This window comes from Streptomyces sp. NBC_01176 (genome assembly GCF_045039825.1).
GTDB lineage: Bacteria > Actinomycetota > Actinomycetes > Streptomycetales > Streptomycetaceae > Streptomyces.
On sequence record NZ_CP108600.1, the window covers coordinates 1,241,731 to 1,258,803 of the forward strand.

Consider the following 17,073-nt stretch of genomic DNA (forward strand, 5'->3'; position numbering starts at 1 on the left):
AGCAATCACGCACCTCGCACCACCCCGTGCGGCACACCGGAAGGACCACCATGATCTCCACCCTCCTGTCCCAGTTGCGGCACGGGCCGGACGGTGACCCCACTCCCCGACTCGCCTACGGCGCCGACTACAACCCGGAGCAGTGGCCGCGCGAGGTGTGGGAGGAGGACGTACGGCTGATGCGGGAGGCCGGCGTCAACATCGTCTCCGTCGGGATCTTCTCCTGGGCCCGCATCCAGCCGGCCGAGAGCGACTGGGACTTCGCCTGGCTCGACGAGATCATGGACCTGCTGCACGCGGGCGGCATCGGCGTCGACCTGGCCACCGCCACCGCGTCCCCGCCGCCCTGGCTCACCACCGCGCACCCGGAGATCCTCCCCGTGACCGCCTCCGGCGAGACGCTGTGGCCCGGGGCACGGCAGCACTGGCGTCCCACCTCACCCGTCTTCCGCGCGCACGCGCTGCGCCTGGTACGGGCGATGGCCGAACGGTACGCGAACCACCCCGCGCTGGTGGCCTGGCACGTCTCCAACGAGCTGGGCTGCCACAACGTCTACGACTACTCCGACGACGCCGCCCGCGCGTTCCGCGACTGGCTGCGCGTGCGCTACACGACACTCGACGCCCTCAACCACGCCTGGGGCACCGCGTTCTGGTCGCAGCGCTACAGCGACTGGGAGCAGATCCTGCCGCCCCGGCTGGCCGCCTCCCACCCGAACCCCACCCAGCAGCTGGACTTCAAGCGCTTCTCCTCCGACGCGCTCAAGGACTACCTGCGCGCGGAGCGCGACGTGCTGCGCGAGCTCACGCCCGCCGTGCCGGTCACCACGAACTTCATGGTGATGGGCGGCACCAAGGGCATGAACTACACGGACTGGGCCGCCGAGATCGACTTCGTCTCCAATGACCACTACGTGGTGCCGGGTCCGCAGGACCGGGACGAGCTGTCCTTCTCCGCCAACCTCGTCAGCGGGATCTCCGGCGGCCGTCCGTGGTTCCTCATGGAGCACTCCACCAGTGCCGTCAACTGGCAGCCCGTGAACGTGGCCAAGCGGCCGGGCGACCTCGCCCGCGACTCGCTGGTCCATGTGGCGCACGGCGCGGACGCGGTGTGCTTCTTCCAGTGGCGCCAGTCGGCGGCCGGTGCCGAGAAGTACCACTCGGCGATGCTCCCGCACGCCGGTGCCGACAGCGAGGTCTTCCGTGCGGTGACCGACCTCGGGCGGACTCTCAGGGCGCTGGCCCCGGTCGCCGGGACCGAGCGTGAGCCGGCCCGGGTCGGCATCGTCTTCGACTGGGACTCCTGGTGGGCGAGCGAGCAGGACTCCCACCCGACCTCCCTCCTCGACTACCGGAAGGAGGCGCTGAACTGGTACTCCGCCCTCCTTTCCCTCGGTGTCCGCGCCGACGTCGTCACCCCGCACGGCGAACTCGACCGGTACCAGGTCCTGATCGCGCCGGTGCTGCACGTCGTCCCGGCTCCCCTGGCCAAGGAACTCACCCGGTACGTGGAGAACGGCGGCCACCTGGTCACGACGTACTTCTCCGGCGTCGTCGACGAGAACGACCACATCTGGCTCGGCGGTCACCCGGGAGCCCTGCGTGAACTGCTCGGCATCCGCATCGAGGAGTTCGGCCCGCTGCTCGGCACGGAGACGGTCGACGTCGACGTGACCGGCGTGACCGGTGGGGCGACCGGTGTCGTGTGGACCGACCGGATCACCGTCACCGACCCGGCGGTGGAGGTGCTGGCCCACTACCGCAGCGGCACGTACGCCGACCGGCCCGCGGTCACCCGCCGTACGGTGGGCCAGGGTTCGGCCGCGTACGTCTCCACCAGGCTCGGCGCCGACGGCCTCACCGGTCTGCTTCCGCACCTGCTCGCGACCGCCGGTGTCGGCAGTGAACTGCCGGACGCGGCACGCGGGAGCGTCGAGCTGATCGTGCGCCGCGGCGACGGCGGCCGCTATCTCTTCCTGGTCAACCGGACGGACGAGACGGTGCCGCTGCCCGGGGTCACCGGAGAACTGCTGATCGGCCGGACGGACGACGACGGCACCGTCGTCCTCCCTCCCCGGGACGTCGCCGTGCTGCGCCGGCCCGCCACCTGACGCCGCCCGACACCCACCGACGCCCCCTGGCATCCACGAACGCCGTGCACCGCGGCGGTTCGAGGGTCCCACCGCCGTGTCTCCCGCGTGGGGGCACGGCGGTCCGCGCAAATCGCGCACACGCGTGGGGACGCCCGGTTCCGGTTGCGCCGGGCGGGTACCGCGAGCGGCGTCAGCCTCCCTGGCCCGGGGTGTCCGGCCGGCGCCGCACCCACCCGTACAGCGCCACCGAACACACCGCGGCGAACGCGCACCAGGTGGACACGAACTCCAGCTCCCACAGCGCCCAGCAGATCAGCGCACCCGCGCCGACGAGCAGCCCGAGCAGTCGGAGCAGCCGGTCGCCGGAGAGCAGCAGCGAGCCGACGGTGGCCAGGAGGTAGCCACCGACGAGCAGTTCCGGGTGGGTCAGATCGACCACGTAGCCGAGCGTGTGGCCGCGGATCTCGGCCCGGACCGGACGGGTCACGAGAGCGAACACGAGGGCTGCGGCGGTGGCGACGCCGATCACGAGAGGGACCGCGAGCCGGCGACGGGCGTGCCGGGGCGCCGCGCACAGCACGCCCGCCGACACCCACACGGGCAGCAGCGGAAGGGCGATGGCGGCCCAGGCGACGGTGGCGGGGCCCGTTCCCCCGCCGGAGTGCCAGACCAGGGACTCGACGATCTGATGGGCGCCCAGCAGCAGCGGCAGCGCGGCCAGCGGAAGATCCCGGGCCCGCCGCGCACGCGTCACACAGGCCACTCCGACAGCGGCGATACCGGCACCGGCTGCCAGGTCGGCCGTCGCACTCCAACACATCGCGTCACCAGGGGGTCGGCCGTCACGGTTTTCCAGCTCACGCCGCCCCACGCTACCGGGACCAGGGCGCTCCTTTCGGATCCCCTTGCCGCAGCATGTCAGGTCGTTGCTGCAGCATGTCAGCATCCCAGGAGACGGCCCTGCTCGGCGTGCCAGAACGCGCTCATGGCAGTGGGCCCGCGCAGCCTCACATCCGGGATCTCAGCACGTCGACCTCACAGCCCGCCATGAACGGGTCGAAGCCGTGCTCGGTCAGCCAGCGAATCACCAGCAGGCTGCGCAACGACCACCACGCGCGGATCACGTCGAGGTCGACGTCGGTGCCATAGCCGGCGACGACGTCACCGAGGTGCTCCTCGTGTCCGAGCGTCAAGATGGCGAGGTCGAAAAGGGGATCACCCTGGCCCGCCTCGGACCAGTCGATGATGCCGGTGACCTCGTCATCGTCGACGAACACGTGGGTGATCTGCAGGTCGCCGTGCGTGAACATCGGAGTCCACGGACGGAGCGCGGCCTCGGCGACCTGGCGGTTGCGGGTGACCAGGTCGGCGGGCAGCACGCCGTTCGACACGAGCCACTCGCACTCGCCGTCGAGATCCGCCGCCAGCTCGTCGAGGCCCCTTCCCCGGCCGGACCAGGGCGGCAACGGCGCGTCGTGCAACTTCCGGATGGCGGCGCCCGTCGCGGCCCACGCCGCCGGGGACGCGGTCGACGGCTCGCCGAGGCGGCCCAGTGCCGTCCCCGGGACCGCGGCGATCGCGAGCACGGGCGGCTTGCGCCACAGGACCTTCGGGGTCGGGACCGGCACCAGGGCCATCGCCTCGACCTCGACGTCGATGCGCGACTGATCGGCGTCGACCTTCAGGAACACATCGCCGACGCGCAGGGTCGCGCGCTCGGAATGGGCGACGACAACTTCGACCTCATCCATGGGCGACCAGTATCCCGGGAACGACCGTCCGCGTCGCCGGGTTTATCGCGTGCGACGGCGCGGCCGACCCGCGTACTGCCACCCGGCGGCCTCGTGCCCGGCACCGACCGCTGACCAGGTCGGGCCCACCACTTCTGTGAGGAGTCCTCGGCGTTCAACCAGAGGCCGACCCACCGGTCATGAGCATGGCTCACGATATTCTTCAGCAATGTCGAACCGGTCAGTTGCGGCGGGAGTCGGTCTCGCTCGTGTGATGGCGCACTGCGGCGGAAGCCCGATCCGCGCCGTGGAGCTTCTGGTAGGGGCGATAGCCTCAGCACCGGCGGCCCCGGAGCCCTATTCGAACCTCGCCGAGTTGTGGCGAGACCGGCGCGCGGAACTGGAGGAGGGGCTCGAAGGGAACGGCTCCTTGCGCGCTGTGTTGGCGCAGGCGTACTTCCTGTTCCTCGAAGGAAACATGGACGACGCGGTGATGACCCTGGGTTCGGTGACGGGGGTACGGCCCGACGTGGCGTGGGGCGCTGCCCCCTGGTTCGGCGATGCGCGCTTTCTCCACGCGGTGAGCCCCGAGGCCCTGGCCGAGGCGTGTCTGCGGACGCTGGACCACGGCCACGACCTGGACACCGACGACATGCGTGAGCGATTCGCGCCCTGGTTCCACGCCATCGACGTGGTGTCCGAACGGAGTCCCGCGCCGGAGTCGCTGGCCGCCATGGCCCGGCTGCCTCGGGCGTGCGGCCGATACGAGCTGTCCTTCGCCCTGTGCGACCGCGCCGATGCCACTGACCGGGTCATGTGGACCGCGGTCGCCCGAGCGGCCACCTGGCGCGTGGTGGGCGACCTGGACCAGGCCGTGGCAGCCTTCGAGGACGCCCTCCTCCTGGACCCTGACAACTGGTCCCTCCACCTGGACCTCGCCGACGTGCGTGCCGAACAGGGCGACTTCGCCACGGCCGTGAGCCTCGTCGAACGGGGCCTGGCGTACGCACCGCACGAAGTCTCCCTGCGTGCGGCAGGTGTCGCCTACCGCACCCGCCTGTCCGGCTCGTCCGACGACCTGCGGGCCCTCGTCGTCCTGGCGCCGGAGCTCGCGAACGTCTCCTACCGGAAGCTGCTGGTCGGCTACGCATGCGCAGGACCGGGGCTGCCCCGGGAACTCGTGGCCGAGGCCCGCCGTACTTGCGAGATCTGAACACGCGCCCTCTCGCGAGACGCTCGGCCCGCCGCCACCGCACGGCGGGAGCAGGCGGGGACGCCCGGCCGGTCCGAGTACCGGCCGGGCAGGGGTCCTTCGTCCGGAACCGGCCCGACCGGTGGGGTTCGCGACACCCGGGTGGGCCGCGTGTCGGGGTCGCCCCTGGCATGCTGCATCCATGCCGACGCCCATGCAGCCACGCCCGTCCGCCGAAGTCCCCGTGGTCCCGCTCAACGGCACGCACATACAGGCGCGTTCGGTGAGTCAGCGGGTGCGCGGCGCGGGGCGTGTCCTGGACGACGTGTCCCTCGACCTCGCCCCCGGGCAGGTCACCGTGATCGCCGGCAGCAGCGGGGCGGGCAAGACCGTCCTGTTGCAGACGCTGGCCGGGCTGCGCGCCCCGACGGAGGGGGCGGTCCTGCACGACGGGGCCCGACCCGGGCCGCCCGGCCCTGAGTTCGCGTTCGTGCCGCAGGAGGACATCATCCACCACGAGCTGCCGCTGCACCGGACGCTGGTGTACGCGGCGGGGCTGCGGATGCCCGCCGGCACGCCCGCCGAGGCGGTCACCGTGCGCGTGGACGGGGTCCTGGAGACGCTCGGCCTCTCCGCTCGGGCCTCGACGCCCGTGCGCGCGCTCAGTGGTGGGGAGCGCAAACGAGCCTGTATCGCCGTGGAGTTGCTCACCCGGCCGCGAGTTCTGTTCCTCGACGAGCCCACCTCCGGACTCGACCCGGTGACCGGGGCCGCTCTGCTGCGGACCCTGAGCGCGCTGGCCGAGGAGGGCACCACCGTCGTACTCACCACGCACACCCTCGCCGATCTGCTCCGCGGTGACCAGGTCGTGTTCCTCGCGCCCGGCGGCGAGGTGGCGTACGCCGGTGAACCGGGCGCGCTGTGCGGTGCGTTCGGTGTCGGCACGGTCGAGGAGGTCTACGAGGCGGTGGCGGGTGGGGCGCGCGTCGAGCGGGCCGTCCCGGCAGACGTCAAGGAGACCGCTCCGCCGGACGTCGAGCGGACCGGCGCACCGTCTCCCGTACCTGCGCGGCGCGTTGGCGCCGTGCGGCAGTGGTCACTGCTCACCCGCCGCGGTACCGCGCTGCTCCTGCACAACCGTCTCTCGGCCGCGGTTCTGGCCGGTTCGCCGGTGATGATCGTGGCGATGTTCGCGGTGCTGTTCCGCGCGGGCGCGTTCGACCCCGCGGCGCCGGATCCCGGGTCGACAGCGATGATCATGTTCTGGATCGCCTTCGGCGCGTTCTTCTTCGGGCTGACCTACGGACTGCTCCAGATCTGCACGGAGTTGCCCGTGTTGCGTCGCGAGTGGCTGGCCGGCCTGCGGATCGGTCCGTACCTCGCGTCGAAGCTGACCACCATGCTGCCGGTGCTCGCGGTCGCGGACGCGCTGCTGCTGGTGGTGCTGCGGGCGCTGGACCGGCTACCGGCGGCGGGGTGGACGACGTACGGGTCCCTGTTCGTGTCGAGCGTGCTGGCCTCGGCCGCCGCGCTGGCGCTGGGGCTGCTGGCCTCGGCCGCGGTGACGGAGCCGGCGCAGGCGACTCTGATGCTGCCGCTGCTCTGTTTCCCACAGGTGCTGTTCTCGGGGGCGTTCGTGCCGGTGCCGCGGATGACCGGGGCCGGGGAGGCGATCAGCTGGGCGATGACCAACCGGTGGGCGTTCGAGGCGCTGGGCAGCGGGGTCGGCCTGGAGTCGTTGTGGCGCGCGGGCGCCTCGCCGCTGGGCCGCCCGCTGCTGGCGTCGTACGGGGACTCGTTCGGTCATCCGGCGGGCCGGGGCTGGCTGGTCCTGGCGGGGTTCGCGGTGCTGTTCCTGGCGGTGACGTGGGTGATCCTGGTACGCAAGTGCCGGGAAGGCGTGGTGCGGAGCCGGGCGGGGCGGTGATCGGTCGCTCGGCACCGGGATGATGGGTCGCTCGGCACCGGGATGAGATCGGTCGCTCGTCACCGGGAAGGCGCGTGCCCGGCTCCCCCGCCCCACGCGCCGTCGCTCAGCAGCCCACCCGGGCCGCCAGTCCCGCCGCTCCGGGTATCCGGTCGCGGTAGGTCCGGGTCACGAACGTCAGGAACGTCTCGATGTCCCTGGGTTGCGACGAGACGCCCAGCGAGATGCGCACGGCGCCCGCCGAGGGTAGCCGCAGCAGTTCCAGGTAGTCCTCCAGCGAACCGACCCGCCGGCGCGCCGCCGAGCGCAGCCGGCGCAGCGGGAGGGAGAACGCCGCTTCGCCGGCGCCCGGGTTGCAGAAGCATCCGGTGCGCAGCGAGATGCCGTGGGCGGCGCTGTCACGGGTGACGATCCGTTCGTCGACGATCCGGCCGTCGGCTCCGAGCAGGTTCAGCGCGACCGTGCCGCCACGGGCCGCCCCGGCCTGTTCGGGACCGTAGATCCTGACCATCGGGGAGCCGTCGCTGTGGCGTAACGTGCGCAGCCCGTCGAGCAGTCGGCCGGTCAGGTCGGCGACGTGGGCGTGCACCCGGTCCATGCCCAGGCGGTCGATCCACCGGAGACCCGCGGTGACGTCCGGGATGGACAGGAAGTTCACCGTGCCGTCCTCGAAGGCCGCCTCGTCGTCCGCGAGGACGTGCCACTGGGCCTGGGCGCTGACCGCGAAGATGGTGCCGCCGGAGAACCAGGGGCGGCGCAGCTTGGCGAGGGCCGACCGGCGGGCTATCAGACTGCCTATACCGGTGGGGTGGCCGAAGACCTTGTACCAGCTGACCACGGTGAAGTCGGGGTGGAATTGGCTGAGGTCGAGGGGACTGGCCGGCACGAACGCGGCCGCGTCCAGCAGGACGTCGTAACCGTGTTCCTGGGCCCGTGCGATCCATTCGAGCGGATGCCGGACGCCGGTGAAGTTGCTCTGCGCCGGGTAGGCCAGCAGCCCGCGCCCGCCCGGCGCGCCCCGCCCGCGCGCCGGACCGGGCCGTCGGCGCCGTACGGAGAGGGCTTGGCTCAACCGCTCCTCGTCGATCCGCAGACCGGGCCCGCTCACCGGTACGTAGGCCGTGGCGGCGCCGGCCGCCCGCGCGTACTCCCGCAGTCCGTTCACGGAGTTGTGGTTGTCGAGCGACATGACGAGCCTGCTGCCGCGCCGGAACGGATAGGCCTCTCCGACCAGGCGCAGGGCGCCCGTCGCGTTGGGCGTGAAGATCACGGCGTACTCGGCGGGATCGGCGTTGAAGTGTGCGAGGACGGCCGTGCGGGCCTCGGCCAGCAGCAGCCCCGAAGCGCGGGAGGCCGGGCTCTCGGAGTGCGGGTTGCCGAACACCCCGCCGGTGATGCGCTCCGCGCTCGCGGTGACCAGCGACCTGGGCGGCAGCCCCGCGCCCGTGTGGTCGAGGTAGGTGTGGCCGCCCTCGTCGAGGTAGCCGAACTCGCGTGTCCGCAGTTCCGCGAAGCCGTCGTCCGCGAAGCCCTCGTCCGCGAAGCCCTCGTCGGCGAAGCCGTCGTCCTCGGCGCCCTCGCCCACGCGTCCGTCGATCCGTGCCCTGTCCATGAGTCCCCTCCGCACGGCCGGTCCTCTCCCGAGCCCCGGGACCGGCCCTTCATGAAGCTTCAACAAAGGTATCGCTACAGGTGTGTTCCCCCCTGTGCCGCAGCGACGAAGGGTGATTGGGTGGGCCCGGCCAGACCTACCGATCCACAGGAGAACCTCACCACCATGAGCAGCGCCTACACGTACGAATACAAGGTCGTCACCTTCCGCGAGTCGCTCATCGGCGACGCGCTGGACAGCGACAAGCTGGAGAAGGTGCTGAACAAGCACGCCGAGGACGGCTGGGCGCTGAAGGCGATCACCTCCGCGGACGTCAAGGGCCGCATCGGGCCGGGCGCCGTCGAGGGGCTTCTCCTGACCCTCGAGCGGCCTCGCGGATAAGTCCGTTTACGTCTTTTTATGCCCGCTTATGACCTCGTTGGAGTGCGCGGGACGCCGCACCGGGGGATGCTGTTACTGATGGGACAGCGGATCCGCGAGTGCACTGACGCCGCCGGAGGCCTTCCGGACCGGAAGGCCCCTGTCGGCTGTGCGGATACCGGAGGCGAGCTGCAGGCCGCGGACACCCCCACGGGCACATGTGCCCGACCGCAGCCCGGCCAGTGATGTCAGGACGGTGCGGCGATGATGAGCGACAGGACACTCGACCGTGGGGTCGTCTCCAGTCACACGGTGTTCGGCGCGCCGTGCTGGGTCAGTCTGACCACACGTGATCTGCGCGCCGCCGAGGATTTCTACCACGCCGTTCTGGGCTGGGAGTGGCATTCGGGCACGCTGGGTGACCAGTACCGGTTCGCCCGGGTCAACGGGGTGCCGGTCGCCGGCGTCTCGGGGATGTCCGGGATCGGGGCGAAGATGGCCACCTGGACGGCCTACTTCGCCGTCGCCTCGGCGGACGAGACCGTGGCACGCAGCCAGGAACGCGGTGGTACGACCGCGGTGGGCCCCATCTCCTTCCCCCCGGGGCGGGCCGCGCTGCTGGCCGACCGGGACGGAGCGGTCTTCGGCATCTGGGAGGGCCGGCTGGTGGCCGGGTGGGAGGCGTGGCGCCGGGCGGCACCCGTCTTCGTGCGACTGCACACCCGCGACGCCTTCGACGCCGCCATCTTCTACGCGGAGGTCCTGCAGTGGGCTACCTCGGACCCCGCCTCCTGCCAGGTCGACTACGAGGACAACGAGGTCGTCCTGCGCAGCCAGGGCGACGTCGTGGCCCGGATCCACTCGGGAGCGGTCGGGGCGGCGCCCGACCCCACGATCAGGCCCCACTGGCGGATCCATTTCACGGTCGACGACGTGGAGGCCTGCGCCCGCGCCGCGCGCGCCCACGGGGGCACGGCCCACCAGCAAGGGGCCGGCTCCACGGAGGCGATCCTCAGCGACCCCGACGGGGCGCACTTCAGCGTGAGCTCCCAGGACGCCGAATAGACACCCGAACGCCCGGATGGACGCGGGGCCGTGGGGCCGCCCGTCCGTCGCCGGTGTTCACGATTCGGGGCGGCGGAGGGCGGCGGGGGCCGCGGGCGCCTCGGTAGCAACCTGCACCGTGACATGGCCGGCACCCGGTGCCGCGAGCGGCGTGGGGCGCGCACACAGTCAGCCGTCAGACCGCGTGCGGGGGCACCACGGTCAGCCGTCAGCCCCGTCAGCCCCGTCAGCCCCGTCAGGCCGTCAGCCCGGCGCGCGGCGGTGTGCCCACGGGGTCAGCTCACTGACCGGCGCGCTCGCGCCCCGCGCCCGTGGGCCGGGGCGGGGCGGGCGGTCCGGGAGCGTCGCTCAGGGAAGCGGTTCGGCGGTGGGTGACACCGGCGACTGGTAGCCGCCACTGGCCAGCATCCGCACTTCTCCCGCCGAGCTGATCTCGGCGCGGAGTATGCCGGTGGGATCGGAGTACACCGGGTTTCCGCCCGGCCCGAGGGTGGCGGTGCGTTCGACGACCACCTCGTCCGTGATGACGCCGACACCTGATTCCTGGTGGGTGAAGCTCAACCGGTAGCGGTCCGGGGTATGCATCGTGGCCTCCCGCGCCCGAGATACAAATGCGGGCAAATGACTTCCCTCCATGATGCGGCCAGATGCTCCCCCCGGCACCACGCGCCAAAGGTCCCGGCCGTGCGGCCCGTATCAGCACCCGCGCACCGTGCGACGTCTCTCGCCTCAGGGCGCCGGGCAGTGTAGACATAGGCACATGGTCCGACTATTGGGTCGATCCCGGTCTCGGTCGACCCCTCGCCCCGAAGGGCCGCGCAAGCGGACCGGGCGTGTGGCGATGCTGCGGTCGGCGCTGGGCGGACGCAGCGTCGCGGGCCAGGTGTTCCTCCTGCAAGTGGTGATCGTGCTGCTGCTGGTCGTCTCCGCGGTGGTCGCGCTGGTGCTGCAGGTACGGCACGACAGCACGCAGGAGGCCCGCAACCGTTCACTGGCCGTCGCCGAGACCTTCGCCAACTCGCCCGGTACCCGCGAGGCACTGAACAGCGCCGACCCCACGGCGGCGCTGCAGACGCGGGCCGAGGCCGCCCGCAGGGCGTCCGGCGTGGACTTCATCGTCGTGATGAACACCGAGGGGATCCGCTACACGCACCCCAAGCCGGACCGGATCGGCAAGAACTTCGTCGGGAACCTCGCCCCCGCCCAGCAGGGCCGCACCAGCGTCGAGGAGATCAACGGCACCATCGGACAGCTGGTGCAGGCCGTGGTTCCCATCAAGGAACCCGGCGGCAAGGTCGTGGGGCTGGTGTCGGCCGGCATCACGACGGCGAACGTGGGCGGTGTCGCCAACCGGCAGCTGCCCCTCGTCCTGGCCGCCGCGGCCGCCGCGCTCGCCCTGGCCACGGCGGGGACGGCCCTCGTGAGCAGACGGCTCCTGCGCCAGACGCGTGGCCTCGGCCCGTACGAGATGACCCGGATGTACGAGCACCACGACGCAGTGCTGCACGCCGTCCGGGAGGGAGTGATCATCGCCGGCGGAGAGGGCCGGCTGCTGCTCGCCAACGACGAGGCACAACGGCTGCTGGATCTGCCCCACGACGCCGAGGGACGGCACGTCCTCGAGCTCGGTCTCGACCCGGACACCGCCGCGCTGCTGTCGTCGGGACGCGTCGTCACGGACGAGGTGCACCTGGTCGGGGACCGGCTGCTGGCCATCAACCAGCGGCCCACGGACCTCCAGGGCGGCCCGCCCGGCAGCGTCGCGACACTGCGCGACTCGACCGAGCTGAGCGCGCTGTCCGGCAGGGCCGAGGTGGCACGGGAGCGGCTGAAGCTGCTGTACGACATCGGGGTGGGCATCGGTACGAGCCTGGACGTGACCCGCACCGCCGAGGCGCTGGCCGAGGTGGCCGTGCCGCGGTTCGCGGACTTCGTCACGGTGGACCTGGCCGACTCGGTGCTGAACGGTGAGGATCCGGAAGCGGGCACCGACGTGCGCCGTACGGCGTTCTGCGGCATCCGCGACAACGCCCCCCTGTACCCGGTGGGCGAGCACATCCGGTTCGTCGCCACCTCGCCACAGGCCCACAGTCTGCGCACCGGTGAGGCCGTCGTCGAGCCCGAGCTGGACGAGGCTCCCGGCTGGCTCGCCCAGGACCTCCGGCGCACCACCCAGGTCGTGGAGTACGGCATCCACTCGCTGATCACCGTTCCGCTGCGGGTGGGCCCGCTGGCGATGGGCGTGGTCAACTTCTGGCGCTCCGAGAAGCCGGAACCGTTCGACGAGGAGGAGCTCGCCCTCGCCGAGGAACTGGTCGCGCGCGCCGCCGTCTCCATCGACAACGCGCGCCGCTACACCCGCGAGCACAACATGGCCGTGACACTCCAGCGCAGCCTGCTGCCGCGCAGCCTGCCCGCGCAGAGCGCCCTGGACATCGCCTACCGCTACCTCCCGGCGCAGGCCGGGGTGGGCGGCGACTGGTTCGACGTCCTGCCGCTGTCCGGCGCCCGTGTCGCCGTGGTCGTGGGTGACGTCGTGGGCCACGGGCTGCACGCCGCGGCCACGATGGGCCGGCTGCGTACCGCGGTCCACAACTTCTCCTCCCTGGACCTGCCGCCCGACGAGATCCTCGGTCTCCTCGACGAGCTGGTCGCCCGCATCGACCTGGACGAGGCGACGGAGGAGAGCAGCGCCGCGATCACGGGCGCCACCTGCCTGTACGCCATCTACGACCCGTCCTCCCGGCTCTGCACCGTGGCCCGGGCCGGGCATCCGCCGCCCGCGCTGGTCCGGCCCGACGGCAGCGTCGAGTTCCCCGAGGTGCCGGCCGGTCCCCCGCTGGGGGTGGGCGGCCTGCCGTTCGACACGGCCGAGCTCAAGCTGGAGGAGGGCAGCCGTCTGGTGCTCTACACGGACGGGCTCGTCGAGGACCGCGACCGGGACATCGACGCCGGCCTGGAACTGCTGCGCACCGCCCTCACCGCGACGGGCCGCCGCTCCCCGGAGGACACCTGCCGGGCCGTGCTCGACGCCCTGCTGCCCGCCCGGCCCAGCGACGACATCGCCCTGATCGTCGCCGACACACGGGTGCTCGACGCCGACCACATCGCCGAATGGCAGGTCCCGTCCGATCCGGTGGCCGTCGGAGAGGTGCGCGCCGCGGTCACCCGTCAGCTCGCGGAGTGGGATCTCGACGAGCTGGCGTTCAGCACGGAGCTGATCCTGAGCGAGCTGGTCACCAACGCGCTCCGCTACGGCAGCGGCCCCATCCAGGTCCGCGTGCTGCGCGACCACAGCCTGATCTGCGAGGTCTTCGACGGCAGCAGCACCTCGCCCCGGCTGCGCTACGCGGCGGGCACGGACGAGGGCGGGCGCGGCCTGTTCCTGGTGGCCCAGCTCGCCGAGCGCTGGGGAACGCGCTATACGCTCGCCGGCAAGGTGATCTGGGCCGAGCAACCCCTGCCCTGACCTCGCGACGAGTGGGCGGACGGGCCGGAGGACGGCCCCTGCTCCGGGTGCCGCGGCGCCGCCTGTCGGTCACCGGAGTCCCCCGACGAGACGAATGCGGCGGATCCGGCTCCAATGGAGGGTGACGGCATACCACCGGCACGACAGCGCCGCCGAGCCCGCGTGGTCCTGGGGCGGTGCGATGGAGGTCCGCGATGCCCACTGCTCTGCGGCTGCTGCCCGCCCTCTCCGCCGAACACCGTGAACGGCTGATGACCGTGGCCGAGGAAGTCTCCTTCCCCGCGGACGGAAAGATCTTCGAGGCGGGGGGAACCGCGGACCGTTTCTGGGTGGTCCGCTCGGGAACCGTCTCGCTGTACCAACAGGTCGTCGGGGAGCGGCGCATCTCCGTGGCCACGCTGGGACCGGGCGACCTGCTCGGCTGGTCCTGGCTGTTCCCACCGCACCACTGGGACTTCGGCGCCGAGGCGTTCAGCCCGGTGCGCGCCTACGAGTTCGACGCCGGGGAGGTACGCGGACTCTGCGCGAAGGATCCGGCGCTGGAACTGTCGCTGACCCGGACGATCGCGGCGATCCTCGCCCACCGACTCGAAACGACGCGGGCGGCCCTGATCGAGCACTACGCGCGCCACGGAGGCGGCGGACTGCGCTGAGACGGGATCCCCCGGGCTGCGATAGGAATCAGGGGTGAACGAGAACCCCGCCTCCACCAACCGCGCCCCCGCGAACCCTTCCGCCACGAACGCCGTTGCCGCGAACGCCACTTCCGGGGACGCCCCTGCCGCGAACGCCGACTCCTTCGAGCTGCTGCCCGGCGCCGGCACCTCCCCCGTCGTCCTGCACGTCCCGCACTCGTCACGGCGCATACCGTTGCCGGTGCGCGCCGGCATCACCCTCGACGACCCGGCGCTGGAAGGCGAGTTGGACCACATCACGGACGCGCACACCGCGGAACTCGCCGAGGAGGCGGCGCGGGCGGCCGGCGTCACTCCGTGGCGGTTCGTGAACCGCCTGTCCCGTCTGGTGGTCGACCCCGAGCGTTTTCCCGACGAGCGCGAGGAGATGCGGGCCGTCGGCATGGGCGCGGTCTACACCCGCACGACACACGGCGCTCCGCTGCGCCCCGCCGACGTCGACCCGGCGCCGCTGATCGAGCGCTACTTCCGGCCGTACGCGGAGGCGATGACCGCCGCCGTGGCCGACCGGCTGGCCGTCACCGGGCGGGCCGTGGTGATCGACGTCCATTCGTATCCGACGGCCCGGCTGCCGTACGAACTGCACGGCGAGGGACCGCGTCCACCGGTCTGCCTGGGCACCGACGGCTTCCACACACCCGCCGGGCTGGTGGAGCACGCCAGGAAGGCGTTCAAGGGCGTCGGGACCGTGGGGATCGACAGCCCGTTCTCCGGCGCCTACGTGCCGTTGCGCTTCCACGGCGAGGATCCGCGGGTCACCTCCCTGATGGTGGAGATCCGGCGGGACGCGTACATGAGCGAGCCCGGCGGCCCGGCCGGCCCGGGGCTCGGGCGCCTCGCCGCCGCGCTCGCGGCCCTGGTCGACGCCGTATCGAGGTAGCCGTGCGGCGGGCCACCCCACCAGGGCCGCGATAAGCGATCGCTTAGCCTGGACTCCTGCTGAAGGCGGCTGCGGCCGCGAACGCGGCATCCGTGAACCGGAGCGGGCCGAGCGCACCGCAGCCGCCATCACCCGCGTCCAAAACCTCCGCGACAGGCGGCTCGCCCACCCGGCGGACGACGTGATGGCCTCAGCTCGAACATGGCGGAGCCGCCTCACCGCCAATGTCATCCGGCTCCGCACCCGTCGGACGAACCGCCGGCTCGACTGCCATCGGCCGAGGCACCTTCTCCCTGGCCACCCCGGCAGCGGCACGAGCCAACTGCGAACGCAACTGGTCGAACGCCTGAGGCCCTGACAGATCCCGCAACCTGCGACTTCTGCTCATGCACGACTAACGCCGCACCGCGCCGTCCGACACGTCAATACGGCCAAATGGGGCACATCGCGAACCTCGACACCGACCACGACTGCCGCTGACCTCGAGCGAAGCCCTCACCCTGTCGGCTACCTGCGGGGGCGGCGGAAGGTCCTCTTCGGCAGCAACTACCCCATGATCACGCCGAGTCGGGCGCTGGAGCACCTCTCCGAACCGGGCCTCGACGAGGAGACCACCGAGCTGTTCCTCTCGGGCAACGCCCGGCGCGTCTTCCGCCTCGGCGATCATTCGTAGATGCTGGAAGCAGGTGCACGTTCGACTCCGAGGTGAGGGCAGTCCGCCGATGGCTTTGCAGATCAGCGCCACCAACCCGGAGCACCCCGCGCTCCTGCTCGAACTGCCCTGGGACCTGCCGCTGGAGGAATGGCCCGAGCACCACCTGGTGCCGCTGCCGCGCGGCATCTCGCGGCACGTGGTGCGCTACGCGCGCGCCGGGAGCGAGGTGGTGGCGGTCAAGGAGCTCGCGGAGCGGCCCGCCCTGCGCGAGTACGAGATGCTGCGCGGCCTGGACCGGCTCTCCATACCGGCGGTGGACCCGCTCGCCGTGGTCACGGGGCGCACCGACGCCGACGGCGGGCCGCTGGAGTCCGTCCTCATCACCCGGCACCTGGGCGGCTCGATGCCCTACCGGTCGATGTTCGAGACGACCATGCGGCCCGCGACCATGCACCGGCTGATGGACGCGCTGGCGGTTCTCCTGGTGCGGCTGCATCTGGCCGGGTTCGCGTGGGGCGACTGCTCGCTGTCCAACACGCTCTTCCGCCGTGACGCCGGAGCGTACGCGGCCTATCTGGTGGACGCCGAGACCGGCGAGCTGCACCCCCGGCTGAGCGACGGACAGCGGGAGTACGACCTCGATCTCGCCCGCGTCAACATCAGCGGTGAGCTGCTGGACCTGGAGGCGGCCGGGGCGCTGCACCCCTCCGTCGACCCGATCGACTTCGGCAGGGAGATCTGCGCGCGCTACCGGAGCCTGTGGGAGGAGCTGACCCGGACGTCCGTGTACCCGGCGGGCAAGCACCACTACATCGACCGCCGCATCCGACGCCTGAACGACCTCGGTTTCGACGTCGCCGAGATGCAGATAGCGCACTCCTCGAACGGGGACACGGTCACCTTCGTCCCCAAGGTCGTCGACGCGGGCCACCACCAGCGCCAGCTGCTGCGGCTGACCGGGCTCGACGCGGAGGAGAACCAGGCGCGCCGGCTGCTGAACGACCTGGAGAGCTGGATGGCCACCCAGGACGACTACGCCCCCGGTGACAATTCCGCGAGCTCGTCGCCCCGCCCGGGCGATGGGTACCCGCGGGCGGCCCGCCCCGAGGTCCTCGCCCACCGCTGGGTGCGCGACGTCTTCCGGCCCACCGTCCGCGCCGTTCCGCCGGACCTGCGCGGCTCCATGGACCCCGCGGAGATCTACCACGAGCTGCTCGAACACCGTTGGTACCTGTCCGAGCGCGCCCAGCACGACATCGGCCTGGACACGGCCGTCGAGGACTACGTCACCAGCATCCTCCCCAAGGTCCGGGAGTCCCTGCTGCCACCGCCGGAGGGCTCCACCGGGTCCGCGTGAGGCGGTTGCAGAGCGAAGGCGACCGTTCATACATACGA

14 protein-coding genes are annotated in these 17,073 nt (G+C 71.9%); 10 read left to right on the forward strand and 4 right to left on the reverse strand.

Going from position 1 to position 17,073, the window contains the following annotated elements; all coding sequences use genetic code 11:
• Positions 1-50: 50 nt before the first annotated feature.
• Positions 51-2,111: a beta-galactosidase gene (locus OG199_RS05140; RefSeq protein ID WP_405828233.1), complete on the forward strand. Its 2,061-nt coding sequence runs from the start codon at positions 51-53 to the stop codon at positions 2,109-2,111.
• Positions 2,112-2,283: 172 nt separating this feature from the next.
• On the opposite strand, the gene OG199_RS05145 is transcribed toward OG199_RS05140, so the two are convergent.
• Together OG199_RS05145 and OG199_RS05150 are read right to left on the reverse strand one after the other, a co-directional pair.
• The gene (locus OG199_RS05145) at positions 2,284-2,913 is read right to left on the reverse strand and encodes a DUF6629 family protein (protein WP_405828235.1); all 630 of its coding nucleotides are present in this window, start codon (positions 2,911-2,913) and stop codon (positions 2,284-2,286) included.
• A gap of 187 nt (positions 2,914-3,100) precedes the next feature.
• Complete coding sequence (locus OG199_RS05150; protein WP_356802333.1) at positions 3,101-3,844, reverse strand: aminoglycoside phosphotransferase family protein; 744 nt, start codon at positions 3,842-3,844, stop codon at positions 3,101-3,103.
• Between the two features lie 253 nt (positions 3,845-4,097).
• Here OG199_RS05150 and OG199_RS05155 point away from each other — a divergent pair, with 253 nt between their 5' ends.
• On the forward strand, positions 4,098-5,036 hold the full coding sequence (locus OG199_RS05155) for a tetratricopeptide repeat protein (RefSeq protein ID WP_405834437.1): 939 nt from the start codon (positions 4,098-4,100) through the stop codon (positions 5,034-5,036).
• Positions 5,037-5,217: 181 nt separating this feature from the next.
• On the forward strand, positions 5,218-6,942 hold the full coding sequence (locus OG199_RS05160; RefSeq protein ID WP_405828237.1) for an ATP-binding cassette domain-containing protein: 1,725 nt from the start codon (positions 5,218-5,220) through the stop codon (positions 6,940-6,942).
• 106 nt (positions 6,943-7,048) lie between these two features.
• Here OG199_RS05160 and OG199_RS05165 read toward each other — a convergent pair whose 3' ends face one another.
• Positions 7,049-8,554: an aminotransferase class V-fold PLP-dependent enzyme gene (locus tag OG199_RS05165; protein WP_405828239.1), complete on the reverse strand. Its 1,506-nt coding sequence runs from the start codon at positions 8,552-8,554 to the stop codon at positions 7,049-7,051.
• 165 nt (positions 8,555-8,719) lie between these two features.
• Between OG199_RS05165 and OG199_RS05170 the strand changes: the two genes are divergently transcribed.
• The gene (locus OG199_RS05170; RefSeq protein WP_356802327.1) at positions 8,720-8,935 is read left to right on the forward strand and encodes a DUF4177 domain-containing protein; all 216 of its coding nucleotides are present in this window, start codon (positions 8,720-8,722) and stop codon (positions 8,933-8,935) included.
• 243 nt (positions 8,936-9,178) lie between these two features.
• Positions 9,179-9,979 (forward strand): VOC family protein, encoded by an 801-nt coding sequence (locus OG199_RS05175; protein ID WP_351721786.1) that lies wholly within the window; start codon positions 9,179-9,181, stop codon positions 9,977-9,979.
• Between the two features lie 348 nt (positions 9,980-10,327).
• On the opposite strand, the gene OG199_RS05180 is transcribed toward OG199_RS05175, so the two are convergent.
• Positions 10,328-10,564 carry a DUF6296 family protein gene (locus OG199_RS05180; protein ID WP_228120348.1) on the reverse strand — a complete coding sequence of 79 codons (237 nt, stop codon included), beginning with the start codon at positions 10,562-10,564 and terminating at the stop codon, positions 10,328-10,330.
• 175 nt (positions 10,565-10,739) lie between these two features.
• Here OG199_RS05180 and OG199_RS05185 point away from each other — a divergent pair, with 175 nt between their 5' ends.
• From OG199_RS05185 to OG199_RS05205, 5 genes are all read left to right on the forward strand, one after another.
• A complete protein-coding gene (locus OG199_RS05185; protein ID WP_405828242.1) occupies positions 10,740-13,448 on the forward strand; it encodes a SpoIIE family protein phosphatase in 2,709 nt (902 codons plus the stop codon).
• A 194-nt stretch (positions 13,449-13,642) separates the two neighbouring features.
• Entirely contained in the window at positions 13,643-14,101 is a 459-nt protein-coding gene (locus tag OG199_RS05190) for a cyclic nucleotide-binding domain-containing protein (RefSeq protein WP_356802323.1), read from the forward strand.
• A 151-nt stretch (positions 14,102-14,252) separates the two neighbouring features.
• Complete coding sequence (locus tag OG199_RS05195) at positions 14,253-15,023, forward strand: N-formylglutamate amidohydrolase (RefSeq protein ID WP_405834439.1); 771 nt, start codon at positions 14,253-14,255, stop codon at positions 15,021-15,023.
• A gap of 511 nt (positions 15,024-15,534) precedes the next feature.
• Positions 15,535-15,696, forward strand: coding sequence for an amidohydrolase family protein (locus tag OG199_RS05200; RefSeq protein WP_405834441.1), 162 nt, complete (start codon positions 15,535-15,537; stop codon positions 15,694-15,696).
• A 49-nt stretch (positions 15,697-15,745) separates the two neighbouring features.
• Positions 15,746-17,035, forward strand: a complete 1,290-nt coding sequence (locus OG199_RS05205; protein ID WP_356802321.1) for a DUF4032 domain-containing protein — start codon at positions 15,746-15,748, stop codon at positions 17,033-17,035.
• Positions 17,036-17,073: the final 38 nt, after the last annotated feature.